This is a genomic window from Blastococcus sp. SYSU DS0533 (assembly GCF_054050775.1).
The window spans coordinates 298,154-324,344 of the sequence record NZ_JBJGZZ010000003.1; the positions used below are offsets into that span (position 1 = coordinate 298,154).

Here is a 26,191-nt window from a genome sequence, read left to right on the forward strand (position 1 = left end):
CTCGCCCGTCGGGCGGTGCGGGCCGGCCAGTACGGTCGGCCGTCCGTCCGACCAGGCAGGAGGCCCGATGTCCGGGAGCCCGGAGATGCTTCTCGTGGTGAACCGGGCGGCCGGGACCGCCCAGGACGACCGGGTGGAGGCGGCGGTCGCCGGGCTGCGTGCCGGCGGCGACGTCGCCGTGGCCGCGACCGCCGACGCCGGTGACCTCGACGAGGCGCTGGCCGCCCACCCCGGCTCCCGGGTCGTGGTGCTGGGCGGTGACGGTTCGGTGCACGCCGTGGTCGCCGCCCTCGACCGGGCCGGTCGGCTCTCGGCCGACGAGCCGGTCGGTGTCATCGCGTGCGGCACGGGCAACGACCTGGCCCGCACGCTCGGGCTGCCGCTGGACCCGGCCGACGGTGCCGCCGCCGTGCTGGCCGGGGTGCCGCGCCGGCTGGACCTGCTCCGCGACGAGGCCGGGGCCGTGGTGGTCAACGCCGTCCACGCCGGGGTGGGGGCGGAGGCCGCCGCCGAGGCGCACCGGCTCAAGCAGCGGCTCGGCGCGGCCGCCTACCCGGTGGGCGCGGCGATCGCCGGGCTGGGGGGCACCGGTTGGCCGCTGCGGGTGGAGGTCGACGGGCGGGTCGCCGTCCACGAGGGCGAGGGCTGGGCCGCCGACGGCGGGCGGCCCGTCCTCATGGCCGGGGTGTGCAACGGGGCGACGATCGGCGGCGGCACCGCGCTGGCCCCGGACGCGCGGCCCGACGACGGCCTGGCCGACGTGGTGGTCTGCACGGCGACGGGGCCGGTCGCCCGGGCCGCCTACGCGGCAGCGCTGACCGCGGGCCGGCACGTCGAGCGGCCCGACGTGCTGGTGCTGCGCGGTCGCGAGGTGCGGATCTCGGGTGGCCCGGTGCCCGTCGACGCCGACGGCGAGCTCGGCGAGCTGCGGCAGGCGGGAGGCTGGCGGCTCGCGCACCACGCCTGGTCGGTGCTGGTGCCGCGGTAGCCGCCGGGGAGTCAGGCGCGGCTCTCCAGCCGGCGCCGGACGACGGCGGCCTGCTCCGGCGAGCCGATGAGCGCGCCGATCTCCGCCTGCTCGGCGGCCAGCCCCTCGGCGAGCGGCACCCGGCCGGCCAGGTCGACCAGCCGCTTGACCGCCCGGGTGGCGCTGCGGCTGTGCCCGGCGATCTCGGCGGCCAGCTCCAGCGCGGCGGCGAGCGGGTCGGCGGCCTCGCGGGTGGCCAGGCCGAGCCGCACCGCCTCGGTGCCCGACACCTTCCGCCCGGTCAGCGCGAGCTCCTTGGCGACGTCGCGGCCGACCAGCTCGGGCAGCAGCTGCGTGCCGCACATGTCCGGCACGATGCCCCACACGATCTCCATCAGCGACAGCTGCGCGTCGGGGGCGACCAGCCGGATGTCCGCGCCCAGGGCGATCTGCAGGCCGCCGCCGAACGCCACGCCGTGCACCGCCGCGATCACGGGGGCGGGTACCAGCGACCACACGTGCACGACCTGCTGGGCCAGCGCGCCGGCCGCGCCCAGCGGCTCCGGGGCGGTCGCTTCGCGCTCGCGGGTCCGCTCCTGCCCGCGTTGGGCCATGTCCGCGAAGGAGCCGAAGTCCAGGCCGGCGCAGAAGGCCCGGCCGGCGCCGGTGAGCACCACCGCGCCGACGTCGTCCCGGGCCATCAGCTCCTTGCCGGTGGCCAGGATCGCCGTGAACATCGCCGGGTCCAGCGCGTTCATCTTCTCGGGCCGGTCCAGCCGCACGGTCGCCACGCCGTCGGTCACCGTGAGCGCCACCCGGCGCGAGACGTCGTCAGCCATGGTCGCTGTCTACGGGCGGCCCGGCCCGCCTGTCAACGCGCGGTGCCCGGGCCGCGGTCAGGTCCGGGCACGAGCTCGGCCGCCCGCACCGCCGCCCGCCTGCTGCTCGGCGCGGTCATGGTGGCCGCCGGTGGTTCTCGTCGTGGTGCTCCCCGGCAACATCGCGCAGTACGTCGAGGCGACCGACGCGTTCGGCCTCGACCCCGGCCGCGAACGGTTCGTCCGGCGTTCTTCCAGCCGCTGCTGGTGCTCTGGGCCCTCCACGGCGGCGGCTGGCTGCGGCGGCGCCGGCGGGCCGACGCCCGTCCTCCCGCCGCCGGCCGCCCGGTGGCGTGAGGCGGTGATCACGTACCCGCCGGTAGCCGGTGGGACCGCCGCTCAGGCACTAGGTTCGGGGGAGGACCGGGTCGTCGGCGCAGGGGAGTGGCACGTGGGCAGGTCGGTGCTGGTGACAGGCGGCAACCGCGGCATCGGGCTCGCGATCGCCCGTTCCTTCGCCGAGCAGGGTGACTCCGTCGCCGTCACGCACCGCGGCAGCGGCGCACCCGACGGGCTCTTCGGCGTGCGGTGCGACGTCACCAGCGCCGAGGACGTCGACCGCGCCTTCACCGAGGTCGAAGGGCACCAGGGCCCGGTCGAGGTGCTGGTGAGCAACGCCGGGATCACCCGCGACGGGCTGCTCATGCGGATGAAGGAGGAGGACTTCACCGACGTCCTCGACGCCAACCTGACCGCCGCCTACCGGGTGTCCAAGCGCGCGGCCGCCAAGATGGTGCGCGCCCGCTCGGGCCGGATGGTGTTCGTCTCCTCCGTGGTGGGCCTGCTGGGCTCGGCCGGGCAGACGAACTACGCGGCGTCGAAGGCGGGGCTCGTGGGGCTGGCCCGCTCGATCGCCCGCGAGCTCGGCAGCCGCGGCATCACGGCCAACGTCGTCGCACCCGGGTTCGTGACCACCGACATGACGGCAGAGCTGCCCGAGGCCCGGCAGAAGGAGATCCTCGGGCAGGTGCCGCTGGGCCGGTACGCCGACGCCGACGAGATCGCCGGCGTCGTGCGGTTCCTGGCCAGCGACGCGGCGGGCTACATCACCGGGGCGGTCGTCCCGGTCGACGGCGGACTGGGAATGGGGCACTGATGAGCGGCATCCTCGAGGGCAAGAAGGTCCTGATCACCGGGGTCCTCACCGAGGCGTCGATCGCCTTCGCCACCGCGCGCCTGGCGCAGGAGCAGGGCGCCACCGTCGTCCTCTCCAACTTCGGGCGGGCCCTGTCGCTGTGCCAGCGGATCGCCAAGCGGCTGCCGCAGGAGGCCGCCGTCGTCGAGCTCGACGTGACGGACACCGAGCACCTGGCGACGCTGGCCGACCGGCTGCGCGAGCAGGGCTTCGACCGCCTGGACGGCGTCGTGCACTCGATCGGCTTCGCGCCGCAGGAGGCGATGGGGGAGGGCTTCCCCGAGGTCGCGTGGGAGCACGCCGCCACGGCGTTCCAGGTCTCGTCCTGGTCCTACGCCTCGCTCACCCAGGCCTGCCGGCCGCTGCTGGCGAACCCGTCCTCGGTGGTCGGCCTCACCTTCGACGCCTCCGTGGCCTGGCCGGTGTACGGCTGGATGGGCGCGGCCAAGGCGGCGCTGGAGTCGGTGAGCCGCTACGTGGCCCGCGAGCTCGGCCCCGAGGGCGTGCGGTCCAACATCGTCGCCGCCGGGCCGCTGCGCAGCATGGCCATGAAGTCCATCCCGGGCAGCAAGCAGTTCGAGGAGGCGTGGGAGGGGCGCGCGCCGCTGGGTTGGTCGGTCACCGACACCGAGCCCGCAGGCAAGGCCGTGGTCGCCCTCCTCTCCGACTGGTTCCCCGCCACCACCGGCGAGATCGTCCACGTCGACGGGGGCTTCCACGCCGTCGGCGTGTGAGTGCATCCGGCGACGCCCCGCGACAGGAAAGAACCCACGTGCCCCGCGCCATCGTCGACATCACCCCTGCCGGCCAGCGTCCCGACGAGGACCCGTCGCTGGCCGTCCGCAACAACGGTGGCGTCCCGCCGTCGGTCGAGCCCGCCCCGCCCGGTCGGCGGGAGGCGCTGCTGCTGCTCTCCTTCGGCGGCCCCGAGGGGCACGACGACGTCATGCCGTTCCTGGAGAACGTCACCCGGGGCCGCGGCATCCCGCGCGAGCGGCTGGAGGAGGTCGCCGAGCACTACCACCACTTCGGCGGCGTCAGCCCGATCAACGACCAGAACAAGGCGCTGCTGGCGGCGCTGGAGGGCGAGCTGCGCTCGGCCGGGATCGACCTGCCGGTCTACTGGGGCAACCGCAACTGGGCGCCCTACGTCGAGGACGTCTGGCAGCAGATGGCCGACGACGGCATCCAGCACGCCTACGTGCTCGCCACCTCGGCCTACGCCTCGTTCTCGGGCTGCCGGCAGTACCACGAGGACGTCGCCCGGGCCCGCGCCGCGCTGACCGGCGACGCCGCCACCCCGGGCGGTCCGACCGCCGAGAAGCTGCCGCACTACTTCGACGCCGACGGCTTCGTGCGGGCCAACGCCGACGCCCTCGCCGCCGCGCTCGCCGAGCTGCCGGCCGACGTGCGCGACTCCGCCCGCCTGGTCGCGACGGCGCACAGCATCCCCGACGCGATGGCCGCCGTCGCCGGGCCGGAGGGGCACGCCTACGAGGCCGAACTGCGGGCCGCCGCGCAGCAGGTCGTCGCCCTCGCCGCCCCGGGCCGGCCGTTCGACCTGGTGTGGCAGAGCCGCAGCGGCCCGCCGTCGGTGCCGTGGCTGGAGCCCGACGTCAACGACCACCTGGAGGCGCTGGCGGAAGCCGGGGAGAAGGCGGTCGTGCTCTTCCCGGTCGGCTTCGTCAGCGACCACCTCGAGGTGATCTGGGACCTCGACAACGAGGCGAAGGAGACCGCCGAGCGGCTGGGCCTGGCCTTCGCCCGGGCCGCCACCGCCGGCACCCACCCGGCCTTCGTGGCGGCGTTGCGGGAGCTGCTGGAGGAGCGGCGGGCCGGCGGCGAACCGCGGCTGGGCACCAACTGCCCGGCCTCCTGCTGTTTCGTCCGTCGGCCTGCGGCCGACACCGCGGCCGACGGCCGTTCCTCTGCGGGCTGAGCCGCTGCTTCGTGCCTGCGCGGGACCCTCCGGGCCCCGCTCGGCCCGGGTCGCCTCGCGGCGACGGCCTCGCCTCCGTCACCTCGGGATCCAGTTGCAGGCGGCGGTGATCGCCTCCCGCACGGAGGTGGACAGCGGCCGCAGCGCCTCGTCCCGGGCTGCGGCCTGGCGGTGGGTGACGGCCCCGCCGGGGGCGTCGGCGAGCGCCAGGTCGAGCACCGCGGCCAACCGCATGCCCCGCGCCAGCAGCGACAGCGCCAGCGGATCGGTGTCGTCGGGCAGCACCACCCCGCGCACCGGCCGGCCGAGATCGGCCAGCAGCGCGGGCACCTCGGGGTGCCACCGGGCGAGGTCGAGATCGGCCAGCGTGCGTGCGGCGTCGGCCATGGCCAGGTCCAGCGCCCCGGACGCGGCGCGCAGCGTGCCCTCCACGGCCGGCGGCGCGGCAGGGACGCCGTCCAGCGGGAACGCCGTCCACTGCACGACTCCCGGGCCGATCGGCTCGGGCACCAGCACCACCCGCTCGCCGACGGCGACCTGGCCGGCCTCCAGCGCGAGCGGCGCGAGCCCCGGCGCGGCCGGCACGCCGCGGACGTCGCCGGGTGCGGGGAGCACCAGCCGCAGCCGCCGCTCGCCCAGGCCGCGCAGTGCGCTGAGCGCTTCCCGCAGCGGGACGGCGGCCTCCGTCCCGGGCAGGCCGCTCACCCGGTGGGCGGTGTCGCCGGTGACCGCGTCGAGGGCCTCGTCGTACGAGGCGCGGCCGCCGAGCCAGGCGGTGGCCCAGATCGCGAGCCGGCCGGCGGGGAAGTCGTGCACCGGTCGAGGCTACGACGGCGCGACCGAGGCACAGGCGGGCGTCCCGGGCCCGCGGCTCTGCCAGACTCCTGGTATGGCGTGGTTGCTGTGGTTGATCGGTGCCGGGGCGCTGGCCGTCGGCGAGATGCTCACGCTCGACCTGGTGATGCTCATGCTGGCCGGCGGGGCCCTCGGGGGCATGACGGTCGCACTCCTCGGCGGGGCGCTCTGGCTGCAGCTGGTCACCTTCATCGTCGTCTCCGGGGTGCTGCTGGTGGCGGTGCGCCCGATCGCGAAGAAGCAGCTGACCGACCGCACGCCGCTGCAGCTCGACGGCGTCGACACGCTCATCGGCCGGACCGCGCAGGTCACCGCGCAGGTCGACCGCAGCGGCGGGCGGATCCGGCTCGGTGCCGACGAGTGGAGCGCGCGCAGCCAGCACAGCGCGGAGTCCTTCGCCGTCGGCGAGACCGTGCGCATCCTGCAGGTCGACGGCGCGACGGCGGTCGTGGGCGACGCGCTGGAGTGAACGTCGTCCCCGGGGTGCTGACCCGGGTGGACCCGGCAGGGCAGGATCGACGGTGACCCCCGACGAAGGGAGCCAGCCGTGGATGCGGCGCTCATCGCACTGATCGTCGTCGCCGTGCTCGTGATCATCGTGATCGCGAAGAGCGTGACGATCGTCCCCCAGGCTCAGGCCAAGGTCGTCGAGCGGCTGGGCCGGTACAGCCGCACGCTGTCGCCCGGTCTCTCGGTCCTCGTGCCGTTCGTCGACCGCGTGCGCGCGACGATCGACCTGCGCGAGCAGGTCGTCTCCTTCCCGCCCCAGCCGGTCATCACCGCCGACAACCTCCAGGTCGGCATCGACACCGTCGTCTACTTCCAGGTCACCGATCCCCGGCTGGCCGTGTACGGCATCGCGAACTACATCACCGGCATGGAGCAGCTGACCACGACGACGCTGCGCAACGTGGTCGGTGGCCTGAACCTCGAGGGCGCGCTCACCGGCCGCGACGGCATCAACAGCCAGCTGCGCTCGGTGCTCGACGGCACGACCGGCCCCTGGGGCCTGCGCGTGGCGCGCGTGGAGATCAAGGCGATCGACCCGCCGCCCTCCATCCAGGACTCGATGGAGAAGCAGATGCGCGCCGATCGCGACAAGCGCGCCATCATCCTCACCGCCGAAGGTGCCCGGCAGTCGGCGATCACCACCGCCGAGGGCGAGAAGGCCGCGGCCATCCTCTCCGCCGAGGGCAAGAAGCAGGCGGCGATCCTCGAGGCCGAGGCCGAGCGGCAGAGCCGGATCCTGCGCGCCGAGGGCGAGCGCGCCGCGCTGTACCTGCAGGCGCAGGGTCAGGCGAAGTCGATCGAGACGGTCTTCCAGGCTATCCACGACGGCAAGCCCGACCAGGGCCTGCTGGCCTACCAGTACCTCCAGACGCTGCCGCAGATCGCGCAGGGCGACGCCAACAAGATGTGGATCGTGCCCAGCGAGTTCAGCAAGGCGCTGGACGGGCTGGCGAACCTCGGCGGCGCAGCCGAGGGGAAGTCCTGGATGGACGTCGAGCCGTCCGGCGACGGTGGCGGAGGCCCCAGGGACGGTGGGCTGGACACGAGCACCTGGTTCGAGTCGCAGCTGCCGCGGGCGGCCGACCAGCCGGAGGCGAAGATCGAGCTCTCGAGCATCGCCGACAGCGCGCCCGCGGTGCCGACCCCGCCGCCGCTGGCCCAGGTCACCCAGGACGTGCGGGACAGCGGCCCGGCCGCCGATCCGCGCAACCGGGCCGGCAGCGACGACCCGGACGCCCCGGACGGCCCGCCGCAGCTGCCCGCGCAGTAGCCGGCCCCCCCGACTCCGGTGGCCCGGAACCCGTGGGGTTCTGGGCCACCGGCGTCCTCGGCCCCGTCGGGGCCCCGGCCTGGCGACGTGCTGGACCGGCCTCCCTGGCAGGGGCCCGCGCCGAGCGTGCGAGGTGCGGGGGCCAGGGAGGCCCTCCCTCAGTCCTTGAGCAGCCCCTCGCGGAGCTTGGCCAGGGTCTGGCTGAGCAGGCGCGAGACGTGCATCTGCGAGATGCCGATGTCGGCGGCGATCTGTGACTGGGTCATGTTGCCGAAGAACCGCAGGATGAGGATGCGGCGCTCGCGGGCCGGGATGGTGGCCAGCAGCGGCTGGAGCGACTCGCGGTACTCCACGCCCTCGAGCGCGGCGTCCTCCTCGCCCAGCGTCGCCGCCAGGGTGGGGGAGTCGTCCTCGCCGGAGAGCCGCTCGTCCAGCGAGCTGCTCCGGTAGGCGTTGGCGACCGCTAGGCCCTCCAGCACCTCGGCCCGCGGGATGCCCAGGTGCTCGGCCAGCTCCGACGGCGTCGGCGCGCGGCCGTTCTTCTGCGCCAGTTCGCCCACCGCGGCGTTCAGCGACAGGTGCAGCTCCTGCAACCGCCGCGGTACGCGCACCGACCAGCCCTGGTCGCGGAAGTGCCGCTTGATCTCGCCGGTGATCGTCGGGACGGCGAAGGACAGGAACTCGACGCCCCGGGTGGGGTCGAACCGGTCGATGGCGGCGATCAGCCCGAGCGTGCCCACCTGCAGGAGGTCGTCGAACGGCTCACCGCGGTTGCTGAACCGGCGCGCGAAGTGGCGCACCAGCGGCAGGTGCTCCTCGACCAGGGTCTCCCGGAGCCGCTCCCGGCGCGGGTCGTCCTTCTCCAGCGTGGCGAGCTCGGCGAACAGCGGCGCCGTGCGCTCGGCCCGGCGCCGGTTCTCCGACAGCGGAGGGGCGTCGGGCTCACCGGCATCCGTGGCCGGTCCGCCCGGCGCGGGCTGCTCCGGGGTCTCGACCGGCACGTCCGCCCGGGGGTCGACCGGCTTGCCGTCGGTGGCGTCCAGTGGTTCCTCCTCGACGGAGTCGGCGGCGGCCGACCTGCTCACCGGGCCACCGAGAGGTTGTCGCCGCTGCCCACCCCGGCCGGGTGCTGGCCCGGCAGGTACTTGGCGAGGGAGATGACCGCGACCGGCACGTCGCCGCCGTGGCCGCCCGGCATCTCGCCCTCGGTGGCCCGGCGGCCCTCCACGGAGTCGACCAGCGCGGCGAGCACGGCCCAGCCGAAGCCGTCGGTGGGGACCTCGGTGCCGTCCGCGGTCGGCACCCAGGCGCTGATGTGCAGGCCGGCCCGCGTGGTCTCGAAGACGACGGTCAGCGGCGCGTCGCCAAGGACGATCGTCGACAGCGTGGCGCAGGCCTCGTCGACCGCGAGGCGGAGGTCCTCGATCGCGTCGAGGTCGTAGTCCATCCGCATCGCGAGGTCACCGGCCATGGCCCGCACCGCGGGCAGCTGGGTCGGTGTGGTGGGCACCCGCAGCTCCAGTCGCTCCGCGCGCCGTCCGTCCTGCGCGAGGGGGCCCCTCGAGTCGACCATCCGTCGTCCGCTCCTTCGTTCCCGGCGCGCTCGACCCTCGAGCCGCGGCGGTGCTCCGTGCCGGGTGGCCCTGCCTCCGGTGGGGGCGCGGACCGGCCGACCGGTCGGTGCACAAGATGTCTGCCTACCCGGACCTCGTGGACCGCGAAACCTGGCCCGGACCACCGGTTCCGCGGCCCCGGCACGCGGTTGCCGCCTCCGGGACCCTGCTGTTTGCTGGCCGGAGATGAGCACCGGTTCCGGCAGTCTGCCACCTCCTCCCGACGGCGCCCTGGACGAGGGTTCCGCAGCGCTGCTCGCTGCCCTGGAGTCCGCGCCCGACGCGCTCTTCTGCCTCACGGCCGACGCGGCGGGACCGCTGTGGGCCAACGCGCGCGCCCGAGGTCTGGAGACGGGCCGTGGTGGACTGCCGGAGCTCTCCGGCCGGCCCCTGACCGACCTGGTCGACGCCGCCGTGCGCGCCGGGCAGGTGGAGACCCTCAGCGGGTCCCTCGGCCCCGAGGGCCCCCTGGCGACGGCGACGGCGCGGCCCCTGGCGATCGACGGCCGACCGGGCGCCCTCCTGCTGATCGAGGCGCTGGCGGCCGACGACGTCCACCGCGCGCAGCGGGCGCTGCTCCCGCCGGCGCTGCCGATGCTGCCCGACGTCGTCCTGTCCGGGAGCTACCACCGCGCGACCGAGCTCTCCGCGGCCGGGGGTGACTGGTACGACGCCGTCCCGCTCGGCAAGGGTCAGGTCGCCCTGGTGGTGGGCGACGCCGTCGGGCACGGGGTGGCCGCCGCCGGTGCGATGAGCCGCCTGCGCGGGGCGCTGCGCTCGACGCTGCTCGGGAACCCCGAGCCGGTGGCGGTGCTCGGCGCGCTGGACGCCTTCGCGGCCCAGATGCACGACGTCGAGGGGACGTCGGTGTTCTACGGCGTGCTCGACGCCGCCAGCGGCAACCTCGTGTACAGCGCGGCCGGGCATCCCGCACCGCTCGTGGTCGAGGCGGACGGGACGAGCCGTTTCCTGGCGGTGACCCCCCGGCCACCCCTCGGCAGCCTCCCCGGGGCGGCTGCTCCGGTGCACGAGACGCAGCTGGCCCAGGGCGCCACGCTGGTGCTCTTCTCCAACGGGGCGGTCACCGGCCTCGACGAGCCGCCCGCCGAGGCGCTGGAGCGGCTCGGCGCGGCCGCGCGCGCGGAGCTGGACGAGCCCGCCGCCCTCGACGTCGAGGCGGCGGCCGGGCTCGCGGGGGCGATCGCCGAAGGGGTGCGCCGGCCGCACGGTTGGCTGGACGACGTGGCCGTCCTGGTCGCGCACCGGCGGGCGACCAGCCACGAGGCGCTGCGGTTGGACCTGCCGGCGGTGCCGTCGGCGTTGCCCGGAGTGCGCCGGCGGCTCAACGCCTGGCTGACCGAGCTGGGCATGGGTGAGCAGGACCGGGTCGGGGTCATGGTGGCGGTCGGTGAGGCGTGCGCCAACGCGGCCGAGCACGCCTACCGCGGCACGGAGCCGGGCCCCATGTCGGTGACCGCCCAGGTGGACGTCGACGGCGTCCTCACCGTGACGGTGCACGACGAGGGCACCTGGCGCCCGCCGGACCGCGATCCCGGCGACCGGGGACGCGGGCTGCTGATCATGCGCCAACTGGTCGACGGCGTGACGCTCGTCGAGGACCACGGGACGACGGTGAGGCTGAGCTTCCGGCTGCGGCGGACCCCGGACGAGGAGGTCGACCCGCACCGCGTCGTCGAGGGCGCCGACGTGGTGGTCGACCGCCAGGGCCCGCGCCCGGTCGTGCGGGCCGCCGGAGCGATCGACGCGACCGCCGCCGAGCAGCTGCGCATCCGGATGCTGGAGGCCAGCCACGGCGGTGCCATGCCGATGGAGCTCGACCTCGGCGGGGTCGGCCTGTTCAGCAGCGCGGCCGTCCGCGTCGTGCTGGCCATGGCGCGCATCGCCCGCGACGAGTCGTGGCGCCTGGCGGTCCTCGCCCCGGAGGGCGGGGTGACCCGCCACGTGCTCGAGATCAGCGGCCTCGACGGGCTGGTGGACCTCCGCTGAGGTGTGACCCCGCGTACCGCGGCGTTTGCGGAACGCCCGTGGTGCCCATTGACCGCCCGTGAGACTGCGGCGGAGCGACGTGCACGGCCCCGGCTACCGGCGCCGCAAGGCCGGGCGGGGCTTCGCCTACTACGACACCGACGGCAGCCTGATCAAGGACGACCGGCTCGACCGCATCCGCGCGCTGGCGATCCCGCCCGCGTGGAAGGACGTCTGGATCTGCCCCTGGCCCAACGGGCACATCCAGGCGACCGGGGTGGACGCCGCCGGGCGCCGCCAGTACCGCTACCACGACGAGTGGCGCGCCCGGCGTGACGCGGAGAAGCACGAGCGGGTGCTGGAGATCGCCCGCCAGCTGCCCGACGTCCGCGACGCGGTGCGGGCCGGCCTGCGCACCCGCGGCCTCACGCGCGAGCGCGTACTCGCCACCGCGATCCGGTTGCTGGACCTCGGCGCGTTCCGCGTCGGCAGCGAGCAGTACGAGGAGGAGAACGGCACCTACGGCCTGGCCACGCTGAAGCGCCGGCACGTGTCGGTGCGCGGCGAGCGGACGTTCTACTCCTACGTCGCCAAGGGCGGCATCGAGCGCGAGGTGGAGATCACCGACCGGCCGACCGCCACCGTCGTCCGCCAGCTGCTGGAGCGCCCCGCCGACGCCGGTGAGGACCTGCTCGCCTACCAGGACCAGGACGGCGGGTGGCACGACGTGACCAGCGCCGAGGTCAACGCCTACCTCAAGGAGATCAGCGGCGCGGAGATCTCCGCCAAGGACTTCCGCACGTGGACGGCGACGGTGCTCATGGCGGCCGCGCTGGCCGAGGCGCCCCCGCCGGCGTCCAAGACCGCCCGGAAGAAGGTCGTCACCGCCGCCTACAAGCAGGTCAGCGAGCAGCTCGGCAACACGCCCGCGGTCTGCAAGGCCAGCTACGTGGACCCCCGGGTCGTGGACCGGTTCGAGCACGGGGAGACGGTCGCCGAAGCGCTGCAGGAGGCGGACGAGGCGGAGGCCGACCGGGACACCCAGAAGGTGCTCGAGCAGGCCGTCTGCCGGCTGCTCTCGGCCTGAGGACGACGAGGGCCCCCGCCGCGCTGTGCGGCGGAGGCCCTCGGCCGGCCCCGTCCCGGGACCCGCCCTGAGCTCGGGAAGGGTGCGGGGGACGAGGTGGTGTTTCCTTCTAGCGGGCGTCGGCGATCGTGAAGAGGTCGATCAGCCCGGTCACCTCGAGCGGCCGCGTGACGGCGCGCGTGGTGGCGATGAGCCGGAGGGGGACCTCGCGGCTGCGGGCGGACTTCTGCGTCTCCACGAGGACGGCGAGACCGGCGGAGCCCAGGAACTGGACACCGGAGAGGTCGATCACCAGCTCACGCGGCTGCTGCTCGAGCTGGCTGTCCAGGGTCGAACGGAGCACGGGAGCGGTGAAGGTGTCCACCTCGCCGACGACCGTGACCGTGACAGCGCCGTCCTCGTCGGTGGAGGTCGACAGCGTGATCACGTCGTCGAAGGGTGCCTCGGTGCCCTCGGTCGACACGTCGGGCTGCCCCTCGGCGGGCAGGTCGGAAGTGGTCACGGACAGTGGCTCCTCTCGGCGGACCCGGACGACGGGCCGCCCGGACAATCTACCGCTCTGCGGCACCGGGAGCCGTGGGGCCCCCGTTCGCGGTGGTCGAACGTGTCGCGCGCCGGACACGGGTCCAGCACGTCGCGGCTGCCTGCTGAACCGCGGACCCAACGTAGACAACCTGCCGGGCGCGCGCCAACCCGCCCCGCGGAGGCAACCCGGTGGGGGCGGCCTCCGCGGGGCGGGTCGGTGGCGTGCGGAGGAGCAGTCAGCCGTCGGTGACGTGGACGGCGGACTCCTCGGGGCCCTCGCCGCCCACGGGCAGGTCCGCGGTGGCCTCGATGTCGTCGGCGGTGCGGTTGGTGCCCGAGTCGCTCTCGGGGGTGGTGGAGGTGTCCTGCTCGAGCTGGGCGTCGGCGCGCTCCGGGTCCTCGGCGGGCCGGACGTCGAGCGCGTCGTCGGGCAGCTCCCGCTCCAGCCGCTCGGTCAGCGGCTCGCCCTCGGACTGCTCGAAGGCGGTGGTGCCGAAGTCGGTGGTGGCGGTGGGCCGCTCGCCGGGCAGCGGCTCGAACTGAGGGTCCTCCGCCCGATCCATGGTGGGGGAGTCGTCCTGCGACACCTCGGGGATGCCGTCGTCCTCGGGGAAGATGTCGCGCGCGGTCTGGCCCTCGGGCTGCGTCATGCGGTGCCTCCGTCTCTGCGCGGGTGCGCTCGTGGTTCGTGTCGGCGTCGCTCGGGGGACGCCGCGCCGGCCGGGGACCGGCGTCGGACCCCCGCCCTACCCGGGTCCCCGGCGGCCATGCGCCGCTGTGGGTCGCAGCACTGCGCCCTCGGGGGCGGCATGGGAGCGCGCCCGCGGGGTAGCGGGGGGCCATGGCGATCGCAGACGAGGTCCAGCGGGTCGGGGCACCCCTCCGCCGGTGGGCGCGCACCCAGAAGCGCGAGTACACCCAGGGGGAGCCCCGGCCGCTGGCCGGCGACCTGGGTGCCATGGGGGTCTACGCGGGCCTGGTGGTCGGCGGCGCCGCGGCGGTGCGGACCGCGGGAAAGCAGCTGCCCGAACGGATCCCGCTGGGCGACGTCGCGCTGCTCACCATCGCCACCTTCCGGCTGGCCCGCCGCATCGCCAAGGATCCGGTGACCAGCCCGCTGCGGGCCCCGTTCGTGCGCTACGAGGGGACGTCGGGGCACGCCGAGGTGGCCGAGGAGGTGCGGGAGCACGGGGGCGTCAAGCACGCCGTCGGCGAACTGCTCACCTGCCCCTTCTGCCTGGCCCAGTGGGTCGGCACGGCGTTCGTCTTCGGGTACGTGACCGCCCCCCGGGCCACCCGGCTGGCCGCGCTCACCATGACGACGGTCGCCGGTTCCGACGTCCTGCAGTTCGTGTACGACTCGATCCAGAACGGCGCGCTGGCCCCGGCGGAGGACGAGGCGGCCGAACGGGGCTGAGGAGCCGGCCGTCGCCCGTCGGGGTACCCGGCGCGTCGTTCGCGCTGCCGGGGAGGGCGCGGCGGACCTATCCTGCGATCTTGACCCGGCTCCGGGTCGGGGACCGCCCGGCGGAACGGGTGCGAGGGAGGCTCGGCATGCGATCGATCTGGCGCGGCGCCGTGTCGTTCGGCCTGGTCAGCATCGGCGTGAAGCTGTACTCGGCCACCGAGGACAAGGACATCCGCTTCCACCAGGTGCACGCGGCCGACGGCGGCCGGGTGAAGTACCGGCGGGTGTGCTCGATCGACGGCGAGGAGCTCGAGTACGCCGACATCGCCAAGGGCTACGAGCTGCCCAGCGGCGAGGTGGTCATCCTCACCGACGAGGACTTCGACGAGCTGCCGCTCAGCACCCGCCGCGAGATCGAGGTGCTGGAGTTCGTCGACCAGGGCGAGATCGACCCGATCATGTTCGAGAAGACGTACTACCTCGAGCCCGACGGCCCCGCTGCCCGCCCCTACGTCCTGCTGCGCGACGCGCTGGAGAACGCGGGGCAGGTGGCGATCACCAAGATCGCCCTGCGGCAGCGCGAGTCGCTCGCGGCGCTGCGCGTGCGCGACGGCGTCCTGGTGCTGCACACGATGCGGTGGCCGGACGAGATCCGGCGGCCCGACTTCGGCTTCCTCGACGAGGACATCTCGGTGCGGCCACAGGAGCTGAAGATGGCCGAGGCCCTGATCGGCTCGATGACCACCGAGTTCGATCCCACGCAGTTCACCGACGACTACCGCGAGGCGATGACCGCGCTGCTGGAGGCCAAGCAGAGCGGGGGAGAGGTGGCCCAGCCGGCGGAGGCCCCGGACGAGGGGGCCGCCGTCGTCGACCTGATGAGCGCGCTTCGCCGCAGCGTCGAGCGCGCGCGGGGCGGCGGGGCCGCCGAGCAGGCGCCCGCGGAGCCGCCGGCGAAGAAGACGGCGTCGACGCGGAAGGCCGCACCGCGGAAGGCCGCCGCCGACGGGCCGTCGGAGAAGGCGCCGGCGAAGAAGGCCGCCGCGAGGAAGGCCGCCCCGAAGAAGGCGGCGGCCGCCGGGGAGAAGACGACCGCGCGGGCCGCCGGCGGCGACAAGCCACCGGTGAAGCGGGCCCGCCGCAGCGCCTGAGGTGGCGGCGCCCGAGCCGGCCGGCCTCCCGCTGCCGATGCTCGCCGTGCCCGGTGAGCTCCCCGCCGACGACGACGGCTGGGGCTTCGAGTTCAAGTGGGACGGCGTGCGCGCGGTCGCCGGGGTGCGCGACGGCCGGCTGGTGCTCGCCTCGCGCAAGGGCGGCGACATCACCGTCCGCTACCCGGAGGTGGCCCGGCTGCCCGCCGCACTCGCCGGCCGCGACGTCGTCGTCGACGGCGAGGTCGTGCTGATGGACGCCCGGGGGCGGCCGGACTTCGGTGCCCTGCAGAACCGGATGCACCGCACCGGCCCGGAGGTGCCGCGGCTGGCGGCGGCGGCCCCGGTGACCTACCTGGTGTTCGACCTGCTCGCCCTCGACGGCACGGACCTGCGCGGCCGCCCGTACGCCGAGCGGCGGGAGCTCCTCGACGACCTCGGCCCGGCCGGCTCCCGGTGGGTGCTGACGCCGTGGTTCCCCGGCTCCGGTGCGCAGGTGCGGGCGGCCAGCGTGGAGAACGGCCTCGAGGGCGTGGTGGCGAAACGGCTCGCCTCGACCTACCGCGACGGCGTCCGGAGCCCCGAGTGGCGGAAGGTCAAGAACTTCTACACGCAGTCGGTCGTCGTCGGCGGGTGGCGGCCCGGGCAGGGCCGGCGCGCGGGCACGATCGGCTCGCTGCTGGTCGGCGTGCCGGACGACGACGGGCGGCTGGTCTACGTCGGGCACGTCGGCACCGGGTTCGGCGACCAGGACCTCCGGGACCTCCAGCGGTCGCTCACCCGGCGCCGCACCCCGCCCTTCGACGGCGCCCTGCCCCGCGAGGTCACCCGGGACGCGCAGTGGGTGGAGCCGGACCTGGTCGGGGAGGTCGCGTACGCGGTGTGGACGGCGGACGCCCGGCTGCGGCACCCGGTCTGGCGCGGGGTGCGCGACGACCTGGAGCCCGACGACGTGGTGAGGGAGTCGTGAGCCCCGCCAGGCAGCGGGTGGAGATCGCCGGCCGGCAGCTGTCGGTGTCGAACCTGGAGAAGGTGCTCTTCCCCGAGGTCGGCTTCACCAAGGCGCAGGTCATCGACTACTACGTGCGCATCGCGCCGGTGCTGCTGCCGCACGTGGCCGGCCGGCCGGTCACCTTCACCCGGTGGCCCGACGGCGTGGAGGGTCAGGCCTTCTTCGAGAAGAACAGCGCGCGGCACGCCCCCGAGTGGGTGCGGCGGGTCCGGCTGCCGAGCCCCGGCAGCTCGCGGGGCCGCGAGACGCTGGACATGGTGCTGCTGGCCGACGTCCCCGACCTGGCCTGGGCGGCGAACCTCGCTGCCCTCGAGGTGCACGTGCCGCAGTGGCGGGTGGACGACGACGGCGAGCCGCAGCTGCCCGATCTGCTGGTGCTCGACCTCGACCCGGGCCCGGAGACCGGCATCGCCGAGTGCTGCGAGGTGGCCGAGCGGCTGGGGGTGCGGCTGGAGGCGGACGGCCTGGACCCGGTGGTGAAGACCTCCGGCTCGAAGGGCATGCAGGTCTACGCGCCGATCGAGATGCCGGCCGACCGCGAGCACCCCAGCCGGTACGCGAAGGCGCTGGCGCAGGAGCTCTCGGCCGAGACGCCCGAGCACGTCGTCTGGCGGATGGAGAAGGCCCTGCGCCCGGGCAAGGTGCTCATCGACTGGAGCCAGAACAACCCGGCGAAGACCACGGTGGCCCCCTACTCGCTGCGGGCACGGGCGGGGGCGACGGTCTCCACGCCCATCGGCTGGGACGAGGTGGACGCCGTTCGCGACGGCTCCCTGGACCCGGCCGCGCTGCGGTTCACGACCGACCAGGTGCTGGCGCGCGTCGAGGAGTACGGCGACCTCTTCGACGTCGCCGGCGCCCGGCGCGCGCCCCTGCCCGCGGCCTGGTGACGGACCCCGTCCTCCTCACCCCTCGCAGGCTCGGGTGAGCCTCTGGACGGGGCCGGGACCCGGCTTTGGGAAACTGTCCGCCATGTCAGCCGCCGACCCGCAGGATCCCCGCACCGCCGACCTGGGACGGCTGGTCGTCCGCTGCCCCGACCGGCCCGGGATCGTGGCCGCCCTCAGCGGTCTCATGGCCGAGGTCGGCGCGAACATCACCGAGTCGCAGCAGCACTCGTCCGACCCGAGCGGCGGCACCTTCACCCTGCGGCTGGAATTCGTGCTGGCGGGCCTCGCCGGCCGGCGCGCGGAGCTGGAGCGGCGGCTCTCCGAGCTGACCCGGGAGTGGCAGCTCACCTGGCGGCTGGGGGAGGCCGCGCACCGCCCGACCGTCGCCGTCTTCGTGAGCCGGACCGATCACGTGCTGCAGGAGCTCATCTACCGCGTGCGGGCCGGTGACCTGCGCGCGGACATCACCGCGGTCGTGAGCAACCACCCCGACCTGGAGCCCGTGGCGGCCGCGGCGGGCATCCCCTTCCACCACGTGCCGGTCACGCCGGCCACCAAGGCCGAGGCCGAGGCGCGGGCGCTGGAGATCGTCGGCGAGGTCGACCTGGTGGTGCTGGCGCGGTACATGCAGATCGTGTCGCCGGAGTTCTGCGCGCGCTTCCCCGAGCGGCTCATCAACATCCACCACAGCTTCCTGCCGGCCTTCGTCGGGGCGAACCCGTACCAGGCGGCGCACGACCGCGGGGTGAAGCTGATCGGCGCTACCGCGCACTACGTCACGGCCGAGCTGGACGCCGGTCCGATCATCGAGCAGGAGGTCGCCCGGGTCGACCACCGCGCGACGGTCGACGACATGCGGAGGGTCGGGCGCTATGTCGAGCGCCAGGTGCTGGCACAGGCGGTGACCTGGCACGTGGAGGACCGGGTCATCGTCGAGGGCGACCGGACCATCGTCTTCGCCTGACCGCGGCCCCTGATCGCCGCGCCACGACCAGCCGACCTCATCCTCCAGCGTTCTTCCTCACGGTGGGCGGTGAGGGAGGACGCGCCACGATCAGGTCCGCTGATCGTCCGGCGGGTGCGGCGCGCTCCCCCGGGGGCCGGCCCCGCGCTCGCGGCGCGGCTCACCCGGTCGGGGTCGACCGGCGTTCACCACACCGCCGGGTGTCCTTTTCTTGACTGGCTCAAGAAAAGGGCGTTGGATGGCGGCGTGGAGACGACCTGGGCGCACCAGTTGCGGGAGGCGGGGCTGCGCGTGACGCGGCCCCGGCTGTCGGTGCTGAGCGTCCTGGCCGACCGCCCGCACGCGGACGCCGACACGATCGTGACCGGCGCCCGCGAGGTGCACCCGTCGCTGTCCCCGCAGGCCGTCTACGGCGTCCTGAAGGCGTTCGTCGCGGCGGGGATCGCCCGGCGGATCGAGCCCGCGGGTGCGCCCGCGCTGTTCGAGCTGCGGGTGGGCGACAACCACCACCACCTGGTCTGCCGCTCGTGCGGCGCGGTCGCGGATGTCGACTGCGTCCTGGGCGCGGCCCCCTGCCTGGCCCCCTCGGATCCGGCCGGCTTCGTCATCGACGAGGCCGAGGTCGTGTTCTGGGGGCTGTGCCGGGCATGTCAGAACCGTGACCGCCAGGTCGCGGACGCCGCCGAACCCGTGCAGCTCGAGGAGCGCGGGACCCGAGGAGGAGCAGGAGCATGACCGACGTCGCATCGCAGGGCACGGCGCCCAGCCAGGCCGGCAAGCCCGTCCTGACCAACCGCCAGGGCCACCCGGTCTACGACAACCAGAACCAGCGGACGGTGGGCGCCCGTGGCCCCGCCACCCTGGAGAACTACCAGTTCCTCGAGAAGATCAGCCACTTCGACCGGGAGCGGATCCCGGAGCGCGTCGTGCACGCCCGCGGCGTGACCGCCTACGGCTACTTCGAGGCCGACGGCACCGTGGGCGACGAGCCCGTCGCCAAGTACACCCGGGCCAAGCTGTTCCAGGAGAAGGGCAAGCGCACCGACGTCGCGCTGCGCTTCTCGACCGTGGCCGGTGGCCGCGACTCCTCGGAGATGGCCCGCGACCCGCGTGGCTTCGCGGTGAAGTTCTACACCGAGGAGGGCAACTGGGACCTCGTCGGCAACAACCTGGGCGTCTTCTTCATCCGTGACGCGATCAAGTTCCCCGACTTCATCCACTCTCAGAAGCCGGACCCGGTCACCTTCGAGGCGAACGTCGCCGAGCGGGCGTTCGACTTCTTCAGCCAGACCCCGGAGGCCATGCACATGGTGTCCCTGGTCTTCAGCCCCCGCGGCCTGCCGGCGTCCTACCGCCACATGCAGGGCTTCGGCGTGAACACCTACAAGTGGGTCAACGCGCAGGGTGAGACAGTCCTGGTCAAGTACCACTGGCTGCCGAAGCAGGGCGTGAAGTCCTACACGGCCGAGGACGGCGCCAAGGTCCAGGCGCAGACCCTCGGGGCGCACACCAAGGACCTCTACGACTCGATCGCCGCCGGCGACTTCCCGTCGTGGGAGCTGCACGTGCAGCTCATGAGCGACGACGAGCACCCCGAGCTGGACTTCGACCCGCTCGACGACACCAAGGTGTGGCCCGAGGAGGTCTTCCCGCTCCGCAAGGTCGGGACGATGACCCTGGACCGGATGCCCGAGGACTTCTTCGCCGAGAACGAGCAGATCGCCTTCGGCACCGGTGTGCTGGTGGACGGCCTGGACTTCTCGGACGACAAGATGCTCGTCGGCCGGACGTTCTCCTACTCCGACACCCAGCGCTACCGGGTGGGGCCGAACTACCTGCAGCTGCCGGTGAACCGCCCCAAGGTGCCGGTGAACACGAACCAGCAGGGCGGCCCGATGTCCTACGGCCGCGACAACGTGGGCGACAACCCGCACGTCAACTACGAGCCGTCGATCACCGGCGGCCTGCGCGAGGCCACCTACCCCACGCACGACGAGCAGGGCCCGGTCATCAACGGCCGGCTCACGCGCAAGCGGATCCCGCGGACCAACGACTACAAGCAGGCCGGCGAGCGCTACCTGCTGAGCGAGCAGTGGGAGAAGGACGACCTGGTCACCAACCTGGTCGGCGCCCTGCAGCAGTGCCGCCGCGAGATCCAGGAGCGGATGGTCTGGCACTTCTTCATGTGCGAGGACGAGTGGGGGCAGCGCGTCGGTGACGCGCTGGGCATCACCGCCGACGACGTCCGCACCCTGCCGCCGCTGCAGACGCAGACCCTCACCGAGGAGGAGCAGCAGCGCGCCGCCAACCTCGGCAAGAACGGTCCGCGCGACGTGACCGGCCTGGTCATGACGCACTGCGTGCCCAACGAGCGCGTCGTCGTCGCCTGACGAAGGGCCTCGGTGCCCCGCCGCACGCACGCTCGCGGCGGGGCACCCGGGCCGGCGGGTGCGGTCGTCCTCCGATCCACCTGCAGCGCAGCGGGCCGCGACCGGGAGCACCCGGTCGCGGCCCGTCGCGGTCTGCGGGCTTCCACTCGCTGGAAGCCCGGTGCGGAGCAGCGGCGGTCCGGGACCTAGCGTGTGACGACACTCGCCGACCCGAGGGGACGACGTGGACTCCGCGCCCACCGCCACCGCCACCAGCAGCCGCCGCGCAGCGGGCTGGGTGGCCCCGCTGTGCTGGATCGCCGTGCTGCTGGACGGCTTCGACCTCGTGGTGGTGGGTGCGGTGATCCCCACCCTGCGCACGCCGGAGGAGTGGGCGCTCAGCGGCACCGGCGCGACCGCTGTCATCACCGTCGGCCTGGTCGGCATGATGGTCGGCGCGCTGACCATCGGCACCCTGACCGATCTGGTGGGCCGGCGGAAGGCGCTCATCGGCGCGGTCGTGGCCTTCTCCGTGCTCACCCTGCTCTGCGCCTTCGCGCCCAACGCCCTGGTGTTCGGGGTGCTGCGCTTCCTGGCCGGCATCGGCCTCGGCGGCTGCCTGCCGACGGCGATCGCGATGGTCAACGAGTTCACGAGGGCCGGGCGCAGCGGCCGGGCCACCACGACGATGATGACCGGCTACCACGTGGGTGCGGTGGCGACGGCGGCGCTGGCCATCGTCGTGCTCCCCGCGCTCGGGTGGCGGTGGATGTTCGTGATCGGCGCGCTGCCCGCCCTGGTGCTCGTGCCCCTGATGCTCGCCCGGCTGCCGGAGTCGGCGGCGTTCCTGCTGGCGCACGGCCGGCGGGCGGAGGCCGAGCAGGTGGCCGCCCGGTACGGGCTCGAGCTCGAGCAGCCGGCGGCCGACGTCGCCCCGGCCGCGGAGGGTTCCGGCGGTGCCACCGACACCGTGCGCGCGCTCTTCGCGGCGCGCTACCTGCGCAACACCGTCGCCATCGGCGTGACGTCCTTCATGGGCCTGCTGCTGGTCTACGGCCTCAACAACTGGCTGCCGACGATCATGCGGGAGGCCGGCTACGACCTCGGCGACTCCCTGGCGTTCCTGCTCGTGCTGAACGTGGGCGCCGTGGTCGGCCTGCTGGTGGCCGGCGCCGTGGCCGACCGGATCGGGGCGCGCTCCGCCGGCATGGTCTGGTTCGCCTCGGGCGCGCTGTTCCTGGCGCTGCTGTCCGTGGAGCTGCCCACCGCGGGCCTGTACGCGATGTGCTTCCTGACCGGCTGCTTCGTCTTCAGCGCCCAGGTGCTGGTGTACGCCTTCACCAGTGCCAACCACCCGCCGCAGGTGCGCGCCACCGCGCTGGGCTGGTCGGCCGGGGCCGGGCGCATCGGCGCGATCGTGGGCCCGGTGCTCACCGGTGCGCTGGTCACCGCGGGGATCGCGTTCCCCTGGGGCTTCTACCTGTTCGCCGTCGTGGGCGGCCTCGGGGCGGTGGCCCTGAGCACCGCCCGGCGGCGCGACCGGCCCTGACCGGTCAGTCGCGCCGGCGGTCCTGGTCGGCGAGGAACCGCTCGAACTCCGCGCCGATCTCCTCGGCGCTGGGCACCTCACCGCCGCCCCCGAGCAGGTCGCTGCCCTCTCGGGCGGCGGTGAACGAGTCGTACTGCTGCTCCAGGGCGGCGACGACGGCGACGTTGTCCGCCGACCGCGCGATCTGCGCGTCCACCTCGGTCCGGTGCAGCTCGGCGGCCTCGCGCAGCGACTCGGTCGGCAGGCGGAGCCCGGTCAGCTGCTCCAGGTGCTCGAGCAGCGTCAGCGACGCGGCCGGGTAGGTGGCCTGCGCCAGGTAGTGCGGCACGTGCGCGGCCACGCCGAAGGCGTCCACCCCGGCCTCGCCCATGCGCAGCTCCAGCAGGGCCGAGACGCTGCCCGGGATGCGCATCTCGCCCCAGTAGACCGGATAGGACTCGATCAGCTGCCGCCGCGTCGCGTGGGCGGTGACGGTGACCGGCCGGGTGTGGGGCACCGGCATCGGGATGGCCTGCAGCGCGGCGACGGAGGTGACGCCGAGCCGCTCGACCAGGCCGCCGACCGCGGCGACGAACCGCTCCCAGGCATAGTCGGGTTCGGCGCCGTGCAACAGCAGGAAGGGCTCGCCGGCGTCGTCCTCGACGGCGTACAGCAGGATCTCCGGCGCGGTGAAGGCCTCGTACCGGTCGGCGTTGAACGTCATGCGCGGACGGCGGGCCCGGTAGTCCACGAGGCTGTCGGCGTCGAAGCGGGCGACCACCTCGTGCGGCAGCTCGGCCAGCAGGTGCGCGCCGGCCAGCGTGCCGGCGGAAGCGGCGTCGAAGTCGCCGGCCAGGTCGTGCACGAGCACGAGCCCCCGGCGCTCGGCCGGGTCGCCGACGGCGGCTTCGCGGGTGAGGAACGGCTCGGCCGCGGGGAGCAGCTCGACCAGGTCCTCCGGTCGCTGGGCCACGGGGCACCTCCTGTCGGGTGGTCCGGCGTGACGGCGGGCCACGCTCCTCCGTAGAGCCGCCGGGCGGCCCGCGGCATTCCCGCGCGGCCGGGGGCCACCCGGTGGGGTGTCTCAGCGGGGGGCGCGCTCCGCGCTGCCCTCGTCGCGGCCTTCGACCCGCCCCGGGTCCCCGTCCTCGGAGCCCTCCGCCCGCTCGCGGGTCAGGTGGGCGCCGGTCTCGTCGGGGACGATCTGCGCCCGCGTCCCGTCGGGGAGGATCTCGGGCGACTTGCCGTCGAGCTGGTCGCGCGCGTAGCGGTAGGAGACGGCGATGAGCGCGGTCACCGGGACGGCGAGGAAGGCGCCGATGATGCCGGCGAGGCTGCTGCCTGCGGTGACGGCGAGGATGACCACGGCGGCGTGCAGGTTCAGCCCGCGGCCCTGGAGGATCGGCTGCAGGACGTTGCCCTCGATCTGCTGGACGAGGAGCACGATGCCCAGGACGATCAGGGCCGTGGTGAAGCCGCTGTCGACCAGCGCGATCAGCACCGCGAAGCCGCCGGCGACGAACGCGCCGATGATCGGGATGAACGCGCCGAAGAAGGTCAGCACGGCCAGCGGCAGCACCAGGGGCACGCCCAGGATCCACAGCCCCAGGCCGATGAAGAAGGCGTCGACGAAGCCGACGATCGCCTGCTGGCGGATGAACTCCGAGAGCGTCGACCACGTCTTGTAGGACAGCGCGGCGACGTGCGGCGCCGCGGGCGGACCGGTCTGCGCGGCCAGCCACGGGACCCAGCGGGGCCCGTCCTTCAGGAAGAAGAAGGTGAGCACCAGTGCCAGCACCAGGTTGATCAGCATGCTGCCGATGGCGGTGGCGCCGGTGACGGCGTACTGCGCGATGTTCTGCGCATTGCCCTGGATGGTGTTGATCGCCTGGTCGACGGCGTTGCCGATCTGCTCCTCGCCCAGGTTGAACGGTGGCCCGGTCAGCCAGTCCTGCAGCTGCTCCAGCCCCACGCTGACGCCGTCGGCGAGCTCCTCGACCTGCTGGACGACGGGCGGCGCGATCAGCGCGATGATCCCGGCGAAGGCCGCGAAGAAGGTGAGCAGGACGGTGAGGGCGGCCAGCGCCGAGGGCCAGCCGTGGTTGCGCAGGAAGCGGGTGGGGGGCCACAGCACCGTGGTGAACAGCAGGCCCAGCACGACCGGCAGCAGGACGACCCACAGCTTGCCCACGACGTAGCCGACGACGATCAGCCCGCCGACGATCAGCAGCAGCTCCGCCGAGGCGACGGCCACGGCCCGGCTCGCCCGCCGCAGGCGCTCCCCGCGCTCGGTGGTGGGTGCCGGGGCGTGCGTCGCCGGCCGGACGCCGGACCCCGGCGTCGGCTGGTCGGGCTCGACCTCGTCGGCGGTCTCGTCCGGTGGCGTGTCGGTGCGACCGGGCAAGCGGATCCTCATGCGCCGATCTCAGCACAGATGCACGCGACCGACCGGGCGGGAAACGGTCGTCACACCGGCGTCGTAGCGTGCGGGTATGCCGAAGATCGCGACCGCCGACCGGGTCGACCGGGAGTCCCTGCTGGAGTTCCTCCGCGAGCGCCACCGCGCGGTGCTGCTCACCCGCCGGCGCGAGGGTGGTGCGCAGCTCTCGCCGGTCACCTGCGGGGTGGACGCCGAGGGCCGCGTGGTCGTCTCGACCTACCCGCAGCGCGCCAAGGCGGTCAACGCACGGCGCGACCCGGCCGTCTCGCTGTGCGTGCTCTCGGACGAGTGGGACGGTCCGTGGGTGCAGCTCGACGGCCGGGCAGAGGTGCTCGCGATGCCCGAGGCGCTGGAGCCGCTGGTCGAGTACTACCGGTCCATCAGCGGGGAGCACCCCGACTGGGCCGCGTACCGCGCCGCCATGGAACGCCAGGGGAAGGCGCTGCTCCGGGTGACCGTCACGTCCTGGGGACCGATCGCGACCGGCGGCTTCCCGGCCGCGGTCGCCGACAAGCTCTGAGGCTTGCTCCGGTCGAGGAAAGGTGCCAGTCTTTCCTCATGGTGTACGTCCTGACCGTCGACCAGCGGGCCAGCCGGCGCGGGCCCGACCGGGTCGCCGACGTCCTGGCGCAGCTCAACGCCGACGTGGGCACGCTGCTGGCCTTCGAGCGGACGGCGGGCGACGAGTTCCAGGGGGTGCTCGCCGAGCCCGAGGCCGCGGTGGACGTCGCGCTGCGCCTGGTCCGGCTGGGCGGGTGGAGCATCGGCATCGGGGCCGGCGCCGCCCAGCAGCCGCTGCCGCCGAGCACACGGGCGGCAGCCGGGCCCGCCTTCCTGTGCGCCCGGCGCGCCGTCGACGCGGCCAAGCAGCGATCGGTGCACCTGGCCGTCCGCGGGGCGGTAGCCTCCGACGCCGCCGATGCGCAGGCGGTGCTCGGCGCGCTGGCGGTGCTGGTGGGCCGCCGCAGCGAGCAGGCGTGGGAGGCGATCGAACTGGTCGAGGGCGGGCGGACGCAGGCCGAGGCGGCCGCGGTCCTGGGCATCTCGCGGCAGGCGGTGGGCCAGCGCCTGGCTGCCGCCTCCTGGGACCTGGAGCGCGAGCTGCGGCCGACGGCCGCCCGGCTGCTGCAGCGGGCGGCGGGATGAGCGTCGCCGTCCTGCTGCTGCTCGGTCTGGTCGGCCTCGCCGGGCTGGTCCTCACCCTCCGCGGGGAGCGGGGGACGGGCGCCACCGGGGCCGTCGCGCTCGTCGGGTCGCTCGCGGTCGCCGCCGCCATCGCCTGGCCGGCCGACGGCGGGCCCGGCGCGGTGCAGGCCGGTGCGGCGCTCGCCGCCCTGGCCGCGGTCGTCGGTGGGGGGCCGGTCGCGACGGCGGTGCTGCACGCCGCCGACCCGGCCGCCACCGGGGTCTCCGGGGGGCCGCAGGACCCCGACATCCTCAGGGGCGGCGCGTGGATCGGCGTCCTCGAGCGCGGTGCCATCGCCGCCACGCTGCTGGTCGGCTGGCCCGAGGGGCTCGCCGTCGTCCTCGCGGTCAAGGGGCTGGGCCGGTTCTCCGAGCTGCGCGCCCCGGCGGCGGCCGAGCGGTTCATCGTCGGCACCCTGGCCAGCGGTCTGTGGGCCGCGGCCTGCGTGGGGGTCGCGGTCCTGCTCCGCGGCTGAGCG

General features: G+C 74.5%; 27 protein-coding genes. 19 read left to right on the plus strand and 8 right to left on the minus strand.

Features of this window, described 5'->3' with window-relative positions:
• Nucleotides 1–67: 67 nt before the first annotated feature.
• The gene (locus ACI79W_RS06325) at nucleotides 68–988 is read left to right on the plus strand and encodes a diacylglycerol/lipid kinase family protein (protein WP_456561220.1); all 921 of its coding nucleotides are present in this window, start codon (nucleotides 68–70) and stop codon (nucleotides 986–988) included.
• 11 nt (nucleotides 989–999) lie between these two features.
• Here ACI79W_RS06325 and ACI79W_RS06330 read toward each other — a convergent pair whose 3' ends face one another.
• A complete protein-coding gene (locus ACI79W_RS06330; RefSeq protein WP_456561221.1) occupies nucleotides 1,000–1,806 on the minus strand; it encodes a crotonase/enoyl-CoA hydratase family protein in 807 nt (268 codons plus the stop codon).
• 130 nt (nucleotides 1,807–1,936) lie between these two features.
• On the opposite strand from ACI79W_RS06330, the gene fabG reads away from it, so the two are divergent.
• Genes fabG through ACI79W_RS06345 form a run of 3 tightly spaced genes read left to right on the plus strand, consistent with a single transcriptional unit; the run spans nucleotide 1,937 to nucleotide 4,919 of the window.
• On the plus strand, nucleotides 1,937–2,941 hold the full coding sequence (fabG, locus tag ACI79W_RS06335; protein ID WP_456561222.1) for a 3-oxoacyl-ACP reductase FabG: 1,005 nt from the start codon (nucleotides 1,937–1,939) through the stop codon (nucleotides 2,939–2,941).
• Nucleotides 2,941–3,714 (plus strand): enoyl-ACP reductase FabI, encoded by a 774-nt coding sequence (fabI, locus tag ACI79W_RS06340; protein ID WP_456561223.1) that lies wholly within the window; start codon nucleotides 2,941–2,943, stop codon nucleotides 3,712–3,714. Before fabG ends, fabI begins: the two co-directional genes overlap by 1 nt.
• Nucleotides 3,715–3,752: 38 nt before the next feature.
• Nucleotides 3,753–4,919 carry a ferrochelatase gene (locus tag ACI79W_RS06345; protein WP_456561224.1) on the plus strand — a complete coding sequence of 389 codons (1,167 nt, stop codon included), beginning with the start codon at nucleotides 3,753–3,755 and terminating at the stop codon, nucleotides 4,917–4,919.
• Between the two features lie 78 nt (nucleotides 4,920–4,997).
• Here the strand turns inward: ACI79W_RS06345 and ACI79W_RS06350 are convergent, their stop codons facing one another.
• A complete protein-coding gene (locus ACI79W_RS06350) occupies nucleotides 4,998–5,735 on the minus strand; it encodes a hypothetical protein (RefSeq protein ID WP_456561225.1) in 738 nt (245 codons plus the stop codon).
• A gap of 73 nt (nucleotides 5,736–5,808) precedes the next feature.
• Here ACI79W_RS06350 and ACI79W_RS06355 point away from each other — a divergent pair, with 73 nt between their 5' ends.
• Together ACI79W_RS06355 and ACI79W_RS06360 are read left to right on the plus strand one after the other, a co-directional pair.
• Nucleotides 5,809–6,243, plus strand: a complete 435-nt coding sequence (locus ACI79W_RS06355; protein WP_456561226.1) for an NfeD family protein — start codon at nucleotides 5,809–5,811, stop codon at nucleotides 6,241–6,243.
• Nucleotides 6,244–6,321: 78 nt separating this feature from the next.
• Nucleotides 6,322–7,554, plus strand: a complete 1,233-nt coding sequence (locus tag ACI79W_RS06360) for an SPFH domain-containing protein (RefSeq protein ID WP_456561227.1) — start codon at nucleotides 6,322–6,324, stop codon at nucleotides 7,552–7,554.
• Between the two features lie 158 nt (nucleotides 7,555–7,712).
• On the opposite strand, the gene ACI79W_RS06365 is transcribed toward ACI79W_RS06360, so the two are convergent.
• Complete coding sequence (locus ACI79W_RS06365; protein WP_456561228.1) at nucleotides 7,713–8,639, minus strand: RNA polymerase sigma factor SigF; 927 nt, start codon at nucleotides 8,637–8,639, stop codon at nucleotides 7,713–7,715.
• Nucleotides 8,636–9,064: an ATP-binding protein gene (locus ACI79W_RS06370; RefSeq protein ID WP_456561229.1), complete on the minus strand. Its 429-nt coding sequence runs from the start codon at nucleotides 9,062–9,064 to the stop codon at nucleotides 8,636–8,638. The genes ACI79W_RS06365 and ACI79W_RS06370 overlap by 4 nt, the downstream gene beginning before the upstream one ends.
• A gap of 289 nt (nucleotides 9,065–9,353) precedes the next feature.
• On the opposite strand from ACI79W_RS06370, the gene ACI79W_RS06375 reads away from it, so the two are divergent.
• Nucleotides 9,354–11,174: a SpoIIE family protein phosphatase gene (locus tag ACI79W_RS06375; protein ID WP_456561230.1), complete on the plus strand. Its 1,821-nt coding sequence runs from the start codon at nucleotides 9,354–9,356 to the stop codon at nucleotides 11,172–11,174.
• A 58-nt stretch (nucleotides 11,175–11,232) separates the two neighbouring features.
• Complete coding sequence (locus ACI79W_RS06380; protein WP_456561231.1) at nucleotides 11,233–12,240, plus strand: DNA topoisomerase IB; 1,008 nt, start codon at nucleotides 11,233–11,235, stop codon at nucleotides 12,238–12,240.
• A gap of 109 nt (nucleotides 12,241–12,349) precedes the next feature.
• On the opposite strand, the gene ACI79W_RS06385 is transcribed toward ACI79W_RS06380, so the two are convergent.
• Nucleotides 12,350–12,742 carry an STAS domain-containing protein gene (locus ACI79W_RS06385; protein ID WP_456561232.1) on the minus strand — a complete coding sequence of 131 codons (393 nt, stop codon included), beginning with the start codon at nucleotides 12,740–12,742 and terminating at the stop codon, nucleotides 12,350–12,352.
• Nucleotides 12,743–13,001: 259 nt separating this feature from the next.
• The gene (locus ACI79W_RS06390; protein ID WP_456561233.1) at nucleotides 13,002–13,415 is read right to left on the minus strand and encodes a hypothetical protein; all 414 of its coding nucleotides are present in this window, start codon (nucleotides 13,413–13,415) and stop codon (nucleotides 13,002–13,004) included.
• A gap of 191 nt (nucleotides 13,416–13,606) precedes the next feature.
• Here ACI79W_RS06390 and ACI79W_RS06395 point away from each other — a divergent pair, with 191 nt between their 5' ends.
• The 8 genes from ACI79W_RS06395 (at nucleotide 13,607) to ACI79W_RS06430 (ending at nucleotide 22,108) form a co-directional block, all read left to right on the plus strand.
• Nucleotides 13,607–14,182, plus strand: coding sequence for a DUF1360 domain-containing protein (locus ACI79W_RS06395; RefSeq protein WP_456561234.1), 576 nt, complete (start codon nucleotides 13,607–13,609; stop codon nucleotides 14,180–14,182).
• Nucleotides 14,183–14,319: 137 nt separating this feature from the next.
• Complete coding sequence (ku, locus tag ACI79W_RS06400) at nucleotides 14,320–15,324, plus strand: non-homologous end joining protein Ku (RefSeq protein ID WP_456561235.1); 1,005 nt, start codon at nucleotides 14,320–14,322, stop codon at nucleotides 15,322–15,324.
• 1 nt (nucleotide 15,325) lies between these two features.
• Nucleotides 15,326–16,294 (plus strand): non-homologous end-joining DNA ligase, encoded by a 969-nt coding sequence (gene ligD, locus ACI79W_RS06405; RefSeq protein WP_456561236.1) that lies wholly within the window; start codon nucleotides 15,326–15,328, stop codon nucleotides 16,292–16,294.
• Nucleotides 16,291–17,226, plus strand: coding sequence for a non-homologous end-joining DNA ligase (gene ligD / locus ACI79W_RS06410; RefSeq protein ID WP_456561237.1), 936 nt, complete (start codon nucleotides 16,291–16,293; stop codon nucleotides 17,224–17,226). Before ligD (ACI79W_RS06405) ends, ligD (ACI79W_RS06410) begins: the two co-directional genes overlap by 4 nt.
• Before the next feature lie 82 nt (nucleotides 17,227–17,308).
• Nucleotides 17,309–18,190, plus strand: coding sequence for a formyltetrahydrofolate deformylase (purU, locus tag ACI79W_RS06415; protein ID WP_456561238.1), 882 nt, complete (start codon nucleotides 17,309–17,311; stop codon nucleotides 18,188–18,190).
• A gap of 246 nt (nucleotides 18,191–18,436) precedes the next feature.
• A complete protein-coding gene (locus ACI79W_RS06420) occupies nucleotides 18,437–18,925 on the plus strand; it encodes a Fur family transcriptional regulator (RefSeq protein ID WP_456561239.1) in 489 nt (162 codons plus the stop codon).
• Nucleotides 18,922–20,580: a catalase gene (locus tag ACI79W_RS06425; RefSeq protein ID WP_456561240.1), complete on the plus strand. Its 1,659-nt coding sequence runs from the start codon at nucleotides 18,922–18,924 to the stop codon at nucleotides 20,578–20,580. The genes ACI79W_RS06420 and ACI79W_RS06425 overlap by 4 nt, the downstream gene beginning before the upstream one ends.
• A gap of 223 nt (nucleotides 20,581–20,803) precedes the next feature.
• Entirely contained in the window at nucleotides 20,804–22,108 is a 1,305-nt protein-coding gene (locus tag ACI79W_RS06430) for an MFS transporter (protein WP_456561241.1), read from the plus strand.
• Nucleotides 22,109–22,112: 4 nt separating this feature from the next.
• On the opposite strand, the gene ACI79W_RS06435 is transcribed toward ACI79W_RS06430, so the two are convergent.
• Together ACI79W_RS06435 and ACI79W_RS06440 are read right to left on the minus strand one after the other, a co-directional pair.
• The gene (locus ACI79W_RS06435; RefSeq protein WP_456561242.1) at nucleotides 22,113–23,060 is read right to left on the minus strand and encodes a proteasome assembly chaperone family protein; all 948 of its coding nucleotides are present in this window, start codon (nucleotides 23,058–23,060) and stop codon (nucleotides 22,113–22,115) included.
• A 111-nt stretch (nucleotides 23,061–23,171) separates the two neighbouring features.
• Nucleotides 23,172–24,491 carry an AI-2E family transporter gene (locus ACI79W_RS06440; protein WP_456561243.1) on the minus strand — a complete coding sequence of 440 codons (1,320 nt, stop codon included), beginning with the start codon at nucleotides 24,489–24,491 and terminating at the stop codon, nucleotides 23,172–23,174.
• An 88-nt stretch (nucleotides 24,492–24,579) separates the two neighbouring features.
• Here ACI79W_RS06440 and ACI79W_RS06445 point away from each other — a divergent pair, with 88 nt between their 5' ends.
• Genes ACI79W_RS06445 through ACI79W_RS06455 form a run of 3 tightly spaced genes read left to right on the plus strand, consistent with a single transcriptional unit; the run spans nucleotide 24,580 to nucleotide 26,188 of the window.
• Complete coding sequence (locus ACI79W_RS06445) at nucleotides 24,580–25,047, plus strand: PPOX class F420-dependent oxidoreductase (protein ID WP_456561244.1); 468 nt, start codon at nucleotides 24,580–24,582, stop codon at nucleotides 25,045–25,047.
• Between the two features lie 38 nt (nucleotides 25,048–25,085).
• Nucleotides 25,086–25,673, plus strand: coding sequence for a hypothetical protein (locus ACI79W_RS06450; RefSeq protein ID WP_456561245.1), 588 nt, complete (start codon nucleotides 25,086–25,088; stop codon nucleotides 25,671–25,673).
• Nucleotides 25,670–26,188: a hypothetical protein gene (locus ACI79W_RS06455; protein WP_456561246.1), complete on the plus strand. Its 519-nt coding sequence runs from the start codon at nucleotides 25,670–25,672 to the stop codon at nucleotides 26,186–26,188. The genes ACI79W_RS06450 and ACI79W_RS06455 overlap by 4 nt, the downstream gene beginning before the upstream one ends.
• Nucleotides 26,189–26,191: the final 3 nt, after the last annotated feature.